Raw genomic sequence first — 13,434 nt, 5'->3', positions numbered from 1 at the left:
GCCACCCAGCATAAAGGGCGAGGTTTCCAAGAGAAAAATATAACGACTACGAGAGACTTAAGCGAGCCTTTTAAGATGGGGTTTTTGGTGAGGTTGGAAGGCGAAAGGGGAATAAAATATGTGATTCAAATGGTGCAAAAATGAAGCAATAACGATGCAAAAGATACAAAGAAATGTGAACCTCATGGGCAAAGCCAGCAAAATCTATCCAAAAAACCAAAAGTGTTATATATAATACTTTCTAATTTTTGGACATGAATGGCCTGTCAAAAATTGAAGTTAGGGCACTTTTGAAACTCAAAGAGGAGAAAACCATAACTGAGTTAGCTAACAAATTGGGCTTATCCATTTACCGAACCTCTGTTCTCGTTGCATCTCTTGAAAGAAAAGGCCTGGTGAAGACGGAAAAAAGAGGAAAATACAAGATAGCCTCGCTGAGTGAGGCAAAGCCCGCGGAGCTTTTTAGAAAATTGGCCTCCAGGTTTGGCCACATGCCTCTCGATGAGATTCTGAGCGGAAGGAATCTTGCCCTTCTCGCGGTTCTCAAGCACACTCCGTTAAGTGCTCATGAGCTCTGTATAAAGGGCAATCTTTCAAGGAGTACCCTCTATTATGCAATTGATAAGCTTTCGGATTATGGGCTTATCGGGAAAAAAGATGGAGGGTACTTCCTGATGGAGAGATATGAACTGCTCCACGGCTTTGCCGTGGAATTCTACGAGTTACAAAACTCCATCAAAGCGAGAGAGTTCTCTGAGGATTCTGCCCTGATATGGAGTGGAGTTGGGGAATTTATTCTGTCGATGGGGGAGTACAGGGGAAAAGATGTTGGAAACTTCCACCTAACCGGGCTTGAACGGTTCAGCGATTTTGGAGTGGATATTATTGGAACCGGGCGGCATCACTATTATTATTCTGAAAAAGCAAAGAGACTTTCCTTGGAAGATGTTATTGTGCATGCGCTGCTTATTGATTTCGGGCCGAGGACGATACTGTATTCAATCGTCCTGCTACTAGCGTGTAAAGGTAGAATAAATCAAAAGAAGCTTTTTAGACTTGGTAGAAAATATGACGTTAGCGTGAGCGAACTGCTGGGATATCTTGAGGGTAAAGAGGTTAAAAGATACCCCTATCCTCCTATGGAGGAAGTGAGGGAAATCTTCAAAATGTACTTCGGTGAGGGGAAGTGGGTGAGGTAACCAGAGAAAAGATAATATCCGAATTTCATCTGCTGGAGGAGAAGGCAAAGCTGCTTAACCTTGAACCTGTGGGAGTTTACTTAATTGGCGGCGGGAATTTGGCTCTCAGAGGACTCAAGAGTGCGACGAAGGACATTGACATTATAGTGTTAGGAAGGGAACAGTTCTCTCTTATGCAGAACCTTTTAGAAACTCCATTACCAAAACTGCCCGTTTACCTGGGGCAGTACAGGTCACAATGGGATTATGATCTGGGTATGAGTGCTAGGTATGTGCATCCCTTGCATGGGTTTAGTCTCGATGTTTTTGTGAAGAGAGTTCTCAACAAGCTGTACCTGTCTGAGAGTATGGTTTCGAGGGCTGAAGTTCCTGGAGAGTTTTCCTCACACGAGCTTTTCAGGATACACCTAGTTTCAAAAGAGGACATCTTCTTGTTTAAAAGCGTAACTTCAATGGAAAGGGTGAGAGACCTTGAGGATCTGATTGCACTTGTTGAAACCGGGCTGGATTATGAGATAATCATTAATGAGCTTGAAAACCAGCTCTCTAAGGATGAATCACTTAGGAGCTTAGTTCCGAGGATAATACATCGTACTGATCTTTTAACAAAACAGATCGGAACTGTAAGAGGACTTATCCACCTCATGGAATATTTAAAAGAAATAAGCGGGTGAACCCCATGAGCGAGGTTAATGTGCCGAGTGTTCAGGAGACAGAGAAAAGCACCCAACCCAAAGATTTAAGTGGGATGCATCTTAAAAATATACACCAAAGTTATCAAAACTGTTAACTATGGTGGATAATTATGAGAATTGAACTGCTCAGCAAACTCGCAAGAAAGAGGGTCTTCACCATAGGGGAGGCGGCCAAGATAACAGGCCTCGACAGAAACACCCTGAAAGTTCTCCTCAGCAGGCTTGAGAAAAGAGGCTGGGTTGAAAGAATTGAAAAAGGAAAATACATCATCATTCCTCTGGGGGCAGAAAAAGGAGAATACACGCTTCACGAGTTCATAATAGGCTCACTTCTTGTAAAACCCTCAGCCATAGCTTACTGGTCAGCCCTCAACTATCACGGTTTTACCGAGCAGATCCCCAGCACTGTATTTGTCCAGACGACTGCAAGAAAGAAAAAGCAGGATATCAGGGTTTTTGGGGTTAGATATAAAATCGTCAGAATAAAGCCCGAAAAATACTTTGGTGTTGAAAAAACCTGGATTGAGGAGTTTCAAGTTCCCATAACAGACAGGGAGAAGACTGTGGTGGACTGCCTGGACAAGCCGAGATATTGCGGAGGAATAATCGAGGTTGCCAAAGCTTTCATGGAGGAACTCAACGCCGAAACGCTCAGAGGGTATGCATTGAGAATGAACAACTCCGCAGTCATAAGAAGACTCGGCTACCTCTGCGACTATTTTGGAGTAGATATTGACCTACCAAAGCCGAAGCCGAAAACGAGGAATTACGTTCTCCTTGACCCAACGATGCCCAGAGAAGGGCATGTTGACAGTAAATGGAGGGTCATAGCCAACGTTGAACTGGAGGGCTTGGAATGATTCCGGTATTTGAGCTCAAGGCAATTGCCAGAAAGAGGGGAGTTCCTGAGAGTACTGTGGAAAGAGATTACGCCCAGAACTGGCTTTTGTTTGGACTTTCAAAGACATCCCTTAAAATGGCATTAAAGGGAGGGACGGGGATAAGAAAGGTCTACATTGGGAATTACAGGTTTTCCGATGATTTGGATTTTACCCTCATGGAGGGATACGATAGTAAAACAATACGAAGAGAACTTGTGAATGCCCTCAAGATTGCCAGAAAGGAAAGTGGAGTTAATTTTGAGGAGAATATTGCCCTCAAAGATACCGTAAATGGTTATGAGGCTGCGGCCTATTTCAAAATAATAAGATCCACGGGGCCACCTCTGAAAATCAAAAAGCCCTCAAAGCCATCATAAAGTGCTCATAAAGGTATCATAATACAAGTGAAACCCATGATCAAAGTGATCCAGGCTTTGCAGAAGATTTGCAAGGGGGACTAGGATAGTTTTTTTATACCTTTCAGGTCTTGAGCAGAATCACGACGAAAAGCTTATTAACAAGACAAGACCCCCCGAACCGGTTCGGGGAGTCTCTACATGGGGTACAAGCCGAGGAGGAGTGTATCATTTTTTTGACCAGCGACCGAGGAAGGACAAAAACTGACTGTTTGGGAGATCCGAAGAGCTAAACAAACTGGTAAAGCTGCAACTCTGTCCAAAAAGCCGGAGACACTAAGGTTGCAAGTAGTATGGTAAATTTAACGCTCCCAGTCTGTTTTTCTGTTCCCTGCACCGCTTCAGCTCTTCCATTAAGAGGGATATCCTTAAATCTCTCTGTTTAATCTGGTTTTCGAGTTCACTGATAACACTATAATGGTATGCTAGCAAGGTAGTCCATTGTTTAAACAGATGCTCTTGCATCTGGAACCTCCTGAATCCTCGGGAAGAGAAAATTCTGTTGATGTCGTCGGTGATAAGATTGACCAAGACAAACAACTTTCCAATATCATCCCTTTCAAGGAGTTCTATGAGAGTGGCTTTTTTAGCGATAACTGGAACACCAGAGTATATTTCAATGATGTCTTTCAGCGTGAAGAACAGGGGGCGCTCCCTCAGGTGTTTGAGATAACGCCATCCTTGGGCAGTTATCTCGTACATGTACTTGTATCCACAGTTGTACTTCTTCCCCTTCTTGTTCTTGCATCTCCTCGGCACTTTCCTGCGCCTGAGGAACCCCATCTGGTAGAGCCTTCTAAGATCGTTTGAGATCAGTTTAGGTGTCGCCCTTCCAAGGATGCGGGAGTCTTTTTCTTTTAAATAAAGGTACTCTGCAACGGCTTTCGCCGCGGTTTTACTGTCGAACTCACTCATGCCGAACAGCGTGGCCAGGGTTTGCAGCAACTTCTGAAAATCAAGGATAAAGGAGGGCATAGTCATCATCTAATTAGATGATGAAGTTTCCAAGATTTAAGGGTTTCCCACTTCAGGGGGGTTTGCAGGGAGAAGACGCGTGAGAAACTCACGCGGCTCAAAAATGGTTTGAAAAATAAACCGACGGAACATTTTTCACTACAACTCATAATCGCCGAGTCGCAAATCGGGGGACAGATACGTATTTCCTTAACTGCGGGCACTAGACACTCAAAAGTCAAAGTTTGTGACAGAAATAAAGGACTATCCCCTCTGAGCCCCCCCATCTTTGTAATGGGCTAACAAGAGCACTTCTATGATATCACCTGGCTTTATGTTCATGACTTTTCTCAAATGTTTAGGGATGAATATAGAACCATGCTCACCAACTTTAGCTGTGAAAGTACCCTCCTTTGGTTTTTTGCCATCGTTATATTTCTTTATTGTGACTTCAACGACATCTCCTTGGTTTATATTGTAGAACTTTCTCGTGCCTATGGGGATCACAATCCTACCAACCTTGTGAACAATCACATGAAATTTGGCCAATGCATCCATAATATACCCCCCGGTATCCTTACCAAGCTCACGTTCCCATTTCACGAAAACTTTAAATACTCTTGTGATAAATATTATCGCAAAAAGATAATAATTATTGGTGACCAAAAATGCTGAGCCTAGACGAAGTTGAGGAGGTACTGGAAAAGACGAAGCTCAAGCTCCTAATACAAGAGAACGCAAGGTTTGCCGATGCCAAAGTATTCGACCTTACCATCCTCGCCAAGGACGGCCACATAGCGGCTTTCTTTATTGCAGATAAGAAACCAAAGAGAGCTCAACTTCCGAACCTTTCCAAGCTTGGCTTAAGGTCGTACGTTCTCTGGAAAGAGAAGGACAAAATTTATGCTCAGGAAATTGGAGATAACGACGTGATACCCCTTGAGATCTATGAGCTGGATGCATTCATTGACTTGGTTCTGATGTAACTTGTTGTATATTTGTTGTTTTTAAATGTCCTCCCCTAGGTATCACCAAACAACAATAAACTTTTATATCCCGTCAAAGTGATAACTACGGGGGATAATATGAAAGCTCTAATTTTATCAGGAGGTCACGGCACCCGGCTAAGACCGCTCACATATTCCCAGCAGAAACAGCTAATTCCAGTGGCAAACAAGCCAGTGTTGTTCTACGCTATTGAAGACGTCATCGAGGCAGGCGTTCACGAAATAGGAATAATAGTCGGCCCCAACGCAGATCAGGTTAAGAAGACGGTCCAGAGCAGGGAATGGGACGCCAACATTGAGTTCATCTACCAGGGCGAACCTAAAGGATTAGCCCACGCTATTCTCGTTGCGAGAGATTTCTTGAATGATGAAGACTTCGTAATGTACCTTGGGGACAACATTCTCCGCGAGGGGATAGTGGAACACAAGAAGTACTTCGAGGAGAACGATTTTGACGCTAGTATACTCCTCCAAGAGGTTCCGAACCCTCAGCAGTTTGGCGTTGCAGAGCTGAGCGAAGATGGCAAGACTATCAAGCGCCTCATTGAAAAGCCCAAAGTTCCGCCGAGCAACCTTGCACTGGTCGGCATATACTTCTTCAAACCTATCATACATGAGGCCGTAAGGAATATAAAGCCGTCCTGGAGGAACGAGCTTGAGATTACGGATGCAATCCAGTGGCTCATCGACCACGGCTACCCAGTGGGCTGGACAAAAGTAACTGGCTGGTGGAAGGATACTGGAAAGCCAGAAGACATTTTAGACGCAAACAGGCTCATTCTTGATGACATAGAGACCGAGATTAGGGTTAACACAAAGGCTAGAATCCACGGGAGGGTTGTAATCGAGAAAGGAACCGAGATAGATGAGAATACCGTTATCAAGGGGCCGGTGGTTATCGGGAAGAACTGCATCATAAGAAACTCCTACATCGGGCCATACACCAGCATCGGCGACAATGTCGTCATTGAGAACACTGAAATCGAGGATTCAATAGTACTTGAGGGCAGTGAGATAAGGAACGCCGGTAGAATAGTGGAGAGCCTGATGGGGCGGGGCGTAAAAATAATCAACGGGACCAGCCATCCACTCGGCAGAAAACTTGTTATTGGTGACAATTCCAGGCTGATACTGTGAGGTGGAACCATGAGACTACTCGTGACAGGTGGAATGGGGTTCATTGGTAGTAACTTCATTCACTATATCTTAGAAAGACACAGTGATTGGGAAATAATAAACCTCGACAAGCTCGGCTATGGCTCCAACCCTGCGAACCTAAAAGGCCTGGAAGACGATCCAAGGTACACTTTTGTCAAGGGAGACATAACGAACCCTGAACTCGTGAGAAAGCTCGTCACGAAGGTTGATGGAATTGTGCACTTCGCCGCGGAAAGCCACGTGGACAGGAGCATTTCAAGCCCGGAACACTTTTTGAAGAGCAACGTCATTGGAACATATACCATTTTAGAGGCGATAAGAAGAGAAAACCGTGAGGTTCGACTGATTCATGTGAGCACTGACGAGGTTTATGGGGATACCCTTGAGGGTTCTTTCACCGAGAACGACCGCCTTATGCCTTCCTCACCATATTCGGCTACAAAAGCCGCCAGCGATATGCTTGTCCTTGGATGGGCAAGAACTTACAACCTAAACGCTTCCATAACGAGGTGCACCAACAACTACGGCCCATACCAGTTCCCGGAGAAGCTCATTCCAAAGACGATAATCCGCGCCAGCATGGGGCTGAAAATCCCTGTCTACGGCACTGGCCAGAACGTTAGGGACTGGCTCTACGTGGAGGATCACGTGAGGGCCATCGAAGCTGTTTTGCTCAAAGGCGAGCCTAGAGAGATATACAACATCTCAGCCGGTGAGGAGAGGACAAACCTTGATGTTGTCAAAACCATTCTAAACCTCATGAGCAAAGACCAGGATCTAATCGAATTCGTCGAGGATAGACCGGGCCACGACCTTCGCTATTCCCTCGATTCCTGGAAGATAACCCGCGACCTCCGGTGGAGGCCGAAATACAGCTTTGAAGAGGGGATCAAGAAGACAGTCGAATGGTATCTTGAAAACGAGGCATGGTGGAGGCCGCTGGTCGATGAAAAAGTTCTCCATCCAACGCCGTGGAAGTTAGGATGGTGAAAGGTGATAAAAATGCCGTTTGAGTTTAAACGGTTGGAGATTCCAGATGTTATCCTGATAAAGCCCAAGGTATTTGATGATGAGAGGGGCTTCTTCATGGAGACCTACAAGAAGTCTGACTTCGAGAAGGCCGGCATTAAGGGCGAGTTCGTGCAGGACAACCACTCCCTCTCAAAGTACGGTGTTCTTAGGGGCCTGCACTTCCAGAGGAAGCCTTACGCCCAGGCGAAGATCGTGAGGTGCGTAAGGGGAGTTATCTACGATATTGCAGTAGATTTGAGAAAAGACTCCTTGACCTTTGGAAAATACGTTGGTGTCATTTTGTCGGAATTCAACAAGTATCAGCTCTACATTCCAAGGGGCTTCGCCCACGGGTTTGTTGTTTTGAGTGATGTCGCAGAGGTTGTCTACAAGGTTGATAACATCTACGCTCCTGACCATGAAGGCGGCCTAATATGGAACGACCCGGATGTTGGAATTAAATGGCCGGTTGAAGATCCAATAATCTCGCTTAAGGACCAGAAGTGGCCGACGTTGAGGGAGCTGATTGAAAGGGGATGGGTGTTCTAGGGAAGCGAAGTATTTTATATCTCCAAGGCAGAATAGTTGAACGGGTGAGGAAATGGGAAAGATAGCCATAGAGCTCAACGTCCCAGATGAGATTTTGAAAACACTGGATATCAACAGGCTCAAAAGAATAATCGAAAGGGAAATCATCATAGAGCACAGTGTGAAGAAACTTCACGGAAGGTTCAGGGGAGTGGACCTCAAAAGACTCTTGGAAGAGGTCGAAGAGGAATGGACGGTTTAGCAGCTTTCGTGGATACCAACGTAATAATCAAACATCTGGAAGGCAATATAGACCTGCTGGACTTAAAAGAGGGATTCGATATTTTATATTCAAATGGAATAGTGTTCAGTGAAGCCCTTATGGTTTACATCAGAGCGTTAACTGGAGAACGCCCTTACACGTTGAAACACAACCCAGAAATGATCAAGAACTTAAAAGAGGACTTGAGGGATTTTGTTAGGCTCTTCGAGCTCTTTTTTGATCTGGAAATTAACAGGACCATCGAAACTCTTGCGATTGAGTATATGATGAAATATGGTCTGCTACCCAATGATGCACTAATTCTAGCCACATGCAAGTTCTATGATGTTAAATACCTGATATCTTTCGACAATGATTTTGCTGATGCGTGTGAAGGGGAAGGGATAACCCTTCTTGATAACCCTGAAAAATTAAGCAGACTTGGTGGTGCTCTATGAAGGTTGCAATAATTGGAGCAAACGGTCAGCTCGGGACAGACTTGGTAGAGGTTTTCAGTAATGATTCCGAGTTTGAGGTTGTTCCTCTCACTCACAAAGACCTCGATGTAACCGTTCCAGAGACCCTTGAAATCCTCAAGCGATTGAAGCCAGATGTGATCATCAACACGGCCGCATACGTTAGGGTTGATGACGCCGAAGTGTACCCGGAAAAAGCGTTTGCTGTCAACTCAATAGGGGCGCTGAACGTTGCGAGGGTTGCCTCCAAAATCGGTGCTGTCAACGTTTACATCAGCACTGATTATGTTTTTGACGGAGAAAAAGGAGAACCCTATAATGAGGACGACATGCCCAACCCGATAAACGTCTATGGGACAAGTAAGTACGCCGGCGAGATTTTCACTCGGAACTACTCTCCAAAGCACTACATCATTCGTGTTGCCAGCCTATACGGGCTGGCTGGTGCTAGCGGTAAAGGAGGCAATTTCATTGAGTGGATTATTGAAAAGGCAAAACGTGGGGAGCAGCTTAGAATTGTAGATGACCAGTTCATGAGTCCCACTTATACAAAGGACGTCGCCGGGACTTTGAAGGAGTTTTTAAAGTTGAAACCAGAGTTTGGGATCTATCATATGGTAAATGAAGGCGTTTGTTCATGGTACGAGTTTGCCAAAGCAGTATTTGAAATCCTAGAGTTGGATGTTCAGATAAAACCTATAAAGTCAAATGAGCTAAACAGACTAGCGAGGAGGCCGAAGTTTTCGGCGCTTGAAAACAAAAAGCTGAAAGAGCTCGGTCTCAAGATGCCAGACTGGATGGAAGGACTAAGGGAGTATCTGGGGAAGTTACCATATTATAGAGATTGATCTAATTCAACACTAGGTTAACTTTCCTGTATTCACTCTTTTTAGATGAACCCGAAAAATTAATAATTTTCTCGGGCATAGCCTCTGAGAGGGAAGAAGATGATAGAGATTATAAAACAGGAGATCCAGAACCTCAGAAGCCCCCTTTACCTGAACTCAATTTACATTTCGTTATCCTCGATGGTAACGGCAGTTGCTAGTTTTGTATTTTGGAGTATTGCTACTCACCTTTATTCTCCCTCTGATGTTGGTGTTGCTTCTGCTCTCATCTCAGCACTCAACTTAGTGTTTTCAATTTCTCTCCTTGGGCTTAACGTCTCTATAATTAGATTTTATCCTAAATACGGGGAGAGAGTTGTTGGGAGCGCACTCATATTAACCCTTATCGCGTCCTCATTAGCTTCTATAGGTTATGCCCTTATTATAAGTCGATCTGAGTCTTTCAGCGAAGTATCCTCTGTCAAGTTCTTAGTAATGTTTGTGCTCTTCTCAGCGGTCGGAGCTACCTATAACCTACTCTCAACATATATGATAGCCAAGAGGAAAGCAGAGCACAGTTTTGTCCAAAGTATCCTTTTTTCTTTGAGGTTTCTCTTTCTGTTTGTCCTTGTCTCATTTGGAGCCTTGGGAATCGTAAGCTCGTTCGGACTTGGCTTGGCTTTGGGAGTGCTTTATGGTTTCATCGTTATAGATAGCATCAAGCTTAAGCTTGATCGGGAGTTCCTGAGGGATTCGTTCAAATTCTCCCTTGGGAACTATGTTGCAAGTATGTTTAATGTTGCCCCCAACTACCTAATGCCAACCATCGTCTTGAGCACACTCGAAAAGAGCGAAGCAGCTTACTTCTACATAGCTTTCTCCATTGGAAGCCTGATTCTTATTGTTCCAAACGCGATAAATACTTCCTTCTTCGTCGAGGGAAGTCATGGGATCAAAGACTTGAAGCAGAGTCTAAAGAAGGCTTTGGTTTTCAGTTACATCTACTTGACTTTTGCAACTGTGTTTGTTTGGTTCTTTGGAGGATTTCTCTTGAGATCCTTCGGAGAGGAATACGTTAAAGGGCTTGGACTGTTAAAGCTTATGATACTAGGTTCCTTTTTTGGGGTTTTTGTGAACTTCTTGATAATGCTACTCAATATCCAGAAGAGGGTGAGAGAAGTCGTCATTGCCAATGCCTTAAAGGCTGTGCTGTTTTTAGGGTTTAGCTATTTGTTAATTTCAAGGTTCGGAGTTGACGGAGTCGGATGGGCGTGGATTGTGACGTATGCAGGGATGGCATTATTTTTGGGTTTTAACATTGCTAACGATGTTGAATAACTTTTTATATCTGTGAATTGCTGCTTCAACCCGAAATTCTGAAAATACTTTTTTATATCCATTATATCGCATTTTTAATAATGATTTTGGATCTGTAGATATAGCATCAAGTATGGTGTGACATAGTGTTTTCTCATCTAAGTTCATAACTATATACCCATTTACTTGATCTTCAAGTATTTCCACAATACCCCCCACAGCCGTTGCTATTGGGACTACACAACTGGCCATACCTTCTAAAACTATATTTGGGATTCCCTCCCCTCTAGAGGGTAAAATAATAAAACCAAGGGTTTCAAAGACTCGTGGAAGAACACTATGAGGTATCCACTTTTCAGTAGATATCACTATCTTATATTGCTCGGCGTATTTTTTAATTTCCTCTTTATATTCTCCATCACCATAGAATATAAACTTAAATCCCATTTTTTTTAATTTTGGTACTAAACAACCAAATGCATTTATTAATATGTCAACTCCCTTTATATATGTAAAACTACCGATATATGCCAATGTTTTTGACTTTTTAAATATTTTATTAAAGAATACATCCTCAACATATTGTGATAAAACTATTACTTTATCCCTATAGCCCTCTAATTTCTGGAATTCAATCGATGCATTGCTTTCAACGACTATCACATTGGCCAGTTCTAATAAACATTTTTCAACAAATATGTAATATAATCTTTTTTTGAGTCTGCTCTGTAACGCTAAATATGGTGAGCCACCACGATAAAGAATTATAGGCTTTTTCATAATCTTGAACAAGCCTGCAATTAGTATAGCATTCCCTAGAACTATCACAATATCTATTTTTTTAAATTCTTTAAGGTTCTTCAAAATGTAAATTAGTGTTACAATTTGAGATACTACAAAATGGTAAATATCAAATTTTGAAAATCTCTTATAAGGGCAGAGTTGGTGAACATTTGACGTTTGTTGTACATAATCCCCTCCTATGATATATAACTCATGAGCAAATTGGTGCACTAATCCAGAAAATTTCTGTAGGAACACTTGGGAACTGGGGTGAGAGTGCAAATTTCCAATGATTAATATATTATATCTCTGGTCTGTCATCTCGAATCACCTACTGGCATCCAGACTATTGTTCCCTTGTTAGAATATATTTTGTTAACTTTGTAATTGCATGAGATTTGTGACATATATCTATTCAACGGTTGAAGGTAAAGCCAATTTGACACAGTACTCCCTGCAATATGGTAGTTACCGATCTCTACATTGTGAACAAAAATCCCTTTTTTATTTCCTATCCCATCAATTAGGAACGCATAATCATTTGGACCTATTAGAAACATCTCTGAATATAGTTTAAGTTCTTCCCCTCGTTCCATGCCAACGAGTTTGAATCTCCCTAGGGTAAAATGGTCTGAGATTATGTCAACTCTCTTTTCATAATTTAAATTAGATAACACAAATGAAGCAGTATTGTCAGCATAAGCCCATTGAGAGGAACTTTTAATTACTGTAAAACTCGATACAGATGCAAGAAACAGTGCTATTGCTAGCCCTAATATAATTAGGGGGTATATCTTCCGTATAACTCCTAGGTTATGTACATATTTGATCTGACTAATGTAATTAATATAAAATTGTGCAAGTACAGGAGACACGAATAGATAATATCTAAACAATATTGCCATTAAAGTTGCCCCTTTGGACACATAAAATATGATATCTGGAATAGATATTAATAGTAAAGCAATAGCGTATATATGCGTTTCAACATTTTTTACTAAGCGTATGTTTTTTAATGTATACATTAAGCCTACCAAGATACTAACTCCTGTCATTATTAGAATCGGTAACCTAATACATCTTAGTTCCATCAGAGTAGCCTTTTCTTGAGGTGTAGGAACATAAATGTACGGAATAATCTCTGGAGCAGTTTTTCCTGATAGCATCCCAAAAGAATATCTTATTATTTCCCATATCTGCCCCGTTTTTAGGTTATAAGTTACTCCAGGTAAATATTGATCCCATATAATATTATTGAAATATATAAAACCGACAGTTAGTGTAGTAGCCAGACCTAATACTAAGCTCAAATCATGCCTCACTCCGTGATGTAAAATTTTTTGAAATATCTTATTGACAATAACAGCAAAGATTAAAAATGAAATTATCCACATTTCAGAAGTATAGGAAATCGAATTTACAGATACTCCAATTAAACCGAGCAAAATCAATAAAGAAGCGCTTGATATTTTTTGCATTTTACCAATAGATATTGAGACAAATATCAAGAACAGAACAAACCCAAATGCATGTGGCCAGACACTGTAATTATTGGGAGATACATATAACCAGATAACAGTCAGTGCTGGAAGTGTAAAATCTAAACTATCATTACCATTATTTAATATTGCCTTGGAAAATAGTGGCAAAGACATCATGAACAGAATTCCAGCAAGGGGAGACAGAAGGAACTCTCGAACTTTTATTCCAGAGGATAACGAAAGAACCGAAAGGAAAGCAACATAACCAGGCTGGTGCTCTGCAGCTTCTATGTGACCAGTGAAGATAGTTTTCAAGACATCTGCTATTCTAAAGTTTAAAAATGAATCTATAATTCCATACCTTGAGGAGATTAAATAAGGGATCATTGCACCCCATATATAAAACAAAACAATTAGCGTTCTTTTTTTCATGATCCCA

Annotated in this window: 16 protein-coding genes; 12 read left to right on the top strand and 4 right to left on the bottom strand. The window is 42.2% G+C overall.

Annotated features, from left to right (window positions below; genetic code table 11):
* Positions 1-254: 254 nt before the first annotated feature.
* From E3E29_RS05875 to E3E29_RS05860, 4 genes are all read left to right on the top strand, one after another.
* Positions 255-1,199: a helix-turn-helix domain-containing protein gene (locus E3E29_RS05875; protein WP_167910064.1), complete on the top strand. Its 945-nt coding sequence runs from the start codon at positions 255-257 to the stop codon at positions 1,197-1,199.
* Positions 1,187-1,873 (top strand): hypothetical protein, encoded by a 687-nt coding sequence (locus tag E3E29_RS05870; protein ID WP_167910063.1) that lies wholly within the window; start codon positions 1,187-1,189, stop codon positions 1,871-1,873. The genes E3E29_RS05875 and E3E29_RS05870 overlap by 13 nt, the downstream gene beginning before the upstream one ends.
* 131 nt (positions 1,874-2,004) lie before the next feature.
* Positions 2,005-2,754, top strand: coding sequence for a type IV toxin-antitoxin system AbiEi family antitoxin domain-containing protein (locus tag E3E29_RS05865; protein WP_167910062.1), 750 nt, complete (start codon positions 2,005-2,007; stop codon positions 2,752-2,754).
* The gene (locus tag E3E29_RS05860; RefSeq protein ID WP_167910061.1) at positions 2,751-3,152 is read left to right on the top strand and encodes a nucleotidyl transferase AbiEii/AbiGii toxin family protein; all 402 of its coding nucleotides are present in this window, start codon (positions 2,751-2,753) and stop codon (positions 3,150-3,152) included. The genes E3E29_RS05865 and E3E29_RS05860 overlap by 4 nt, the downstream gene beginning before the upstream one ends.
* Before the next feature lie 315 nt (positions 3,153-3,467).
* Here E3E29_RS05860 and E3E29_RS05855 read toward each other — a convergent pair whose 3' ends face one another.
* Together E3E29_RS05855 and E3E29_RS05850 are read right to left on the bottom strand one after the other, a co-directional pair.
* Positions 3,468-4,175: a hypothetical protein gene (locus tag E3E29_RS05855; RefSeq protein ID WP_167910060.1), complete on the bottom strand. Its 708-nt coding sequence runs from the start codon at positions 4,173-4,175 to the stop codon at positions 3,468-3,470.
* A 234-nt stretch (positions 4,176-4,409) separates the two neighbouring features.
* Positions 4,410-4,703 carry an AbrB/MazE/SpoVT family DNA-binding domain-containing protein gene (locus E3E29_RS05850; RefSeq protein ID WP_167910059.1) on the bottom strand — a complete coding sequence of 98 codons (294 nt, stop codon included), beginning with the start codon at positions 4,701-4,703 and terminating at the stop codon, positions 4,410-4,412.
* A 110-nt stretch (positions 4,704-4,813) separates the two neighbouring features.
* On the opposite strand from E3E29_RS05850, the gene E3E29_RS05845 reads away from it, so the two are divergent.
* The 8 genes from E3E29_RS05845 to E3E29_RS05810 all read left to right on the top strand — a co-directional run bounded on the left by E3E29_RS05845 (position 4,814) and on the right by E3E29_RS05810 (position 10,752).
* Positions 4,814-5,131, top strand: coding sequence for a hypothetical protein (locus E3E29_RS05845; protein ID WP_167910058.1), 318 nt, complete (start codon positions 4,814-4,816; stop codon positions 5,129-5,131).
* A gap of 99 nt (positions 5,132-5,230) precedes the next feature.
* Positions 5,231-6,289 carry a glucose-1-phosphate thymidylyltransferase gene (locus E3E29_RS05840; protein ID WP_167910057.1) on the top strand — a complete coding sequence of 353 codons (1,059 nt, stop codon included), beginning with the start codon at positions 5,231-5,233 and terminating at the stop codon, positions 6,287-6,289.
* Positions 6,290-6,298: 9 nt separating this feature from the next.
* On the top strand, positions 6,299-7,300 hold the full coding sequence (rfbB, locus tag E3E29_RS05835; protein ID WP_167910056.1) for a dTDP-glucose 4,6-dehydratase: 1,002 nt from the start codon (positions 6,299-6,301) through the stop codon (positions 7,298-7,300).
* 12 nt (positions 7,301-7,312) lie between these two features.
* Positions 7,313-7,870 (top strand): dTDP-4-dehydrorhamnose 3,5-epimerase, encoded by a 558-nt coding sequence (rfbC, locus tag E3E29_RS05830; protein WP_167910055.1) that lies wholly within the window; start codon positions 7,313-7,315, stop codon positions 7,868-7,870.
* Between the two features lie 52 nt (positions 7,871-7,922).
* On the top strand, positions 7,923-8,111 hold the full coding sequence (locus tag E3E29_RS05825) for a hypothetical protein (RefSeq protein ID WP_167910054.1): 189 nt from the start codon (positions 7,923-7,925) through the stop codon (positions 8,109-8,111).
* Positions 8,099-8,569, top strand: a complete 471-nt coding sequence (locus E3E29_RS05820) for a type II toxin-antitoxin system VapC family toxin (RefSeq protein WP_167910053.1) — start codon at positions 8,099-8,101, stop codon at positions 8,567-8,569. The genes E3E29_RS05825 and E3E29_RS05820 overlap by 13 nt, the downstream gene beginning before the upstream one ends.
* A complete protein-coding gene (gene rfbD, locus E3E29_RS05815; protein ID WP_167910052.1) occupies positions 8,566-9,435 on the top strand; it encodes a dTDP-4-dehydrorhamnose reductase in 870 nt (289 codons plus the stop codon). Before E3E29_RS05820 ends, rfbD begins: the two co-directional genes overlap by 4 nt.
* A gap of 99 nt (positions 9,436-9,534) precedes the next feature.
* Positions 9,535-10,752 carry a lipopolysaccharide biosynthesis protein gene (locus E3E29_RS05810; RefSeq protein ID WP_167910051.1) on the top strand — a complete coding sequence of 406 codons (1,218 nt, stop codon included), beginning with the start codon at positions 9,535-9,537 and terminating at the stop codon, positions 10,750-10,752.
* Here E3E29_RS05810 and E3E29_RS05805 read toward each other — a convergent pair.
* Both E3E29_RS05805 and E3E29_RS05800 read right to left on the bottom strand, forming a co-directional pair.
* Positions 10,714-11,835 (bottom strand): glycosyltransferase family 4 protein, encoded by a 1,122-nt coding sequence (locus E3E29_RS05805; protein WP_167910050.1) that lies wholly within the window; start codon positions 11,833-11,835, stop codon positions 10,714-10,716. The genes E3E29_RS05810 and E3E29_RS05805 overlap by 39 nt on opposite strands.
* Positions 11,832-13,427, bottom strand: coding sequence for a hypothetical protein (locus E3E29_RS05800; protein WP_167910049.1), 1,596 nt, complete (start codon positions 13,425-13,427; stop codon positions 11,832-11,834). The genes E3E29_RS05805 and E3E29_RS05800 overlap by 4 nt, the downstream gene beginning before the upstream one ends.
* Positions 13,428-13,434 lie beyond the last annotated feature (7 nt).

Origin of the sequence: Thermococcus sp. Bubb.Bath, from assembly GCF_012027595.1 — an archaeon.
Taxonomy (GTDB): Archaea; Methanobacteriota_B; Thermococci; order Thermococcales; family Thermococcaceae; genus Thermococcus.
Note: the sequence above shows the minus strand (reverse complement) of the source record. Positions and strands in the feature narration are given on the sequence as shown.

Excerpts from the sequence above, each read along its gene's own strand:
- E3E29_RS05875 (WP_167910064.1), top strand. The coding sequence starts at position 255 with ATGAATGGCCTGTCAAAAATTGAAGTTAGGGCACTTTTGAAACTCAAA.
- E3E29_RS05855 (WP_167910060.1), bottom strand. The coding sequence starts at position 4,175 with ATGATGACTATGCCCTCCTTTATCCTTGATTTTCAGAAGTTGCTGCAA.
- E3E29_RS05800 (WP_167910049.1), bottom strand. The coding sequence starts at position 13,427 with ATGAAAAAAAGAACGCTAATTGTTTTGTTTTATATATGGGGTGCAATG.
- E3E29_RS05840 (WP_167910057.1), top strand. The coding sequence starts at position 5,231 with ATGAAAGCTCTAATTTTATCAGGAGGTCACGGCACCCGGCTAAGACCG.
- rfbD (WP_167910052.1), top strand. The coding sequence starts at position 8,566 with ATGAAGGTTGCAATAATTGGAGCAAACGGTCAGCTCGGGACAGACTTG.
- E3E29_RS05810 (WP_167910051.1), top strand. The coding sequence starts at position 9,535 with ATGATAGAGATTATAAAACAGGAGATCCAGAACCTCAGAAGCCCCCTT.
- E3E29_RS05825 (WP_167910054.1), top strand. The coding sequence starts at position 7,923 with ATGGGAAAGATAGCCATAGAGCTCAACGTCCCAGATGAGATTTTGAAA.
- E3E29_RS05860 (WP_167910061.1), top strand. The coding sequence starts at position 2,751 with ATGATTCCGGTATTTGAGCTCAAGGCAATTGCCAGAAAGAGGGGAGTT.
- E3E29_RS05805 (WP_167910050.1), bottom strand. The coding sequence starts at position 11,835 with ATGACAGACCAGAGATATAATATATTAATCATTGGAAATTTGCACTCT.
- E3E29_RS05820 (WP_167910053.1), top strand. The coding sequence starts at position 8,099 with ATGGACGGTTTAGCAGCTTTCGTGGATACCAACGTAATAATCAAACAT.
- rfbC (WP_167910055.1), top strand. The coding sequence starts at position 7,313 with ATGCCGTTTGAGTTTAAACGGTTGGAGATTCCAGATGTTATCCTGATA.
- E3E29_RS05845 (WP_167910058.1), top strand. The coding sequence starts at position 4,814 with ATGCTGAGCCTAGACGAAGTTGAGGAGGTACTGGAAAAGACGAAGCTC.
- rfbB (WP_167910056.1), top strand. The coding sequence starts at position 6,299 with ATGAGACTACTCGTGACAGGTGGAATGGGGTTCATTGGTAGTAACTTC.
- E3E29_RS05865 (WP_167910062.1), top strand. The coding sequence starts at position 2,005 with ATGAGAATTGAACTGCTCAGCAAACTCGCAAGAAAGAGGGTCTTCACC.
- E3E29_RS05850 (WP_167910059.1), bottom strand. The coding sequence starts at position 4,703 with ATGGATGCATTGGCCAAATTTCATGTGATTGTTCACAAGGTTGGTAGG.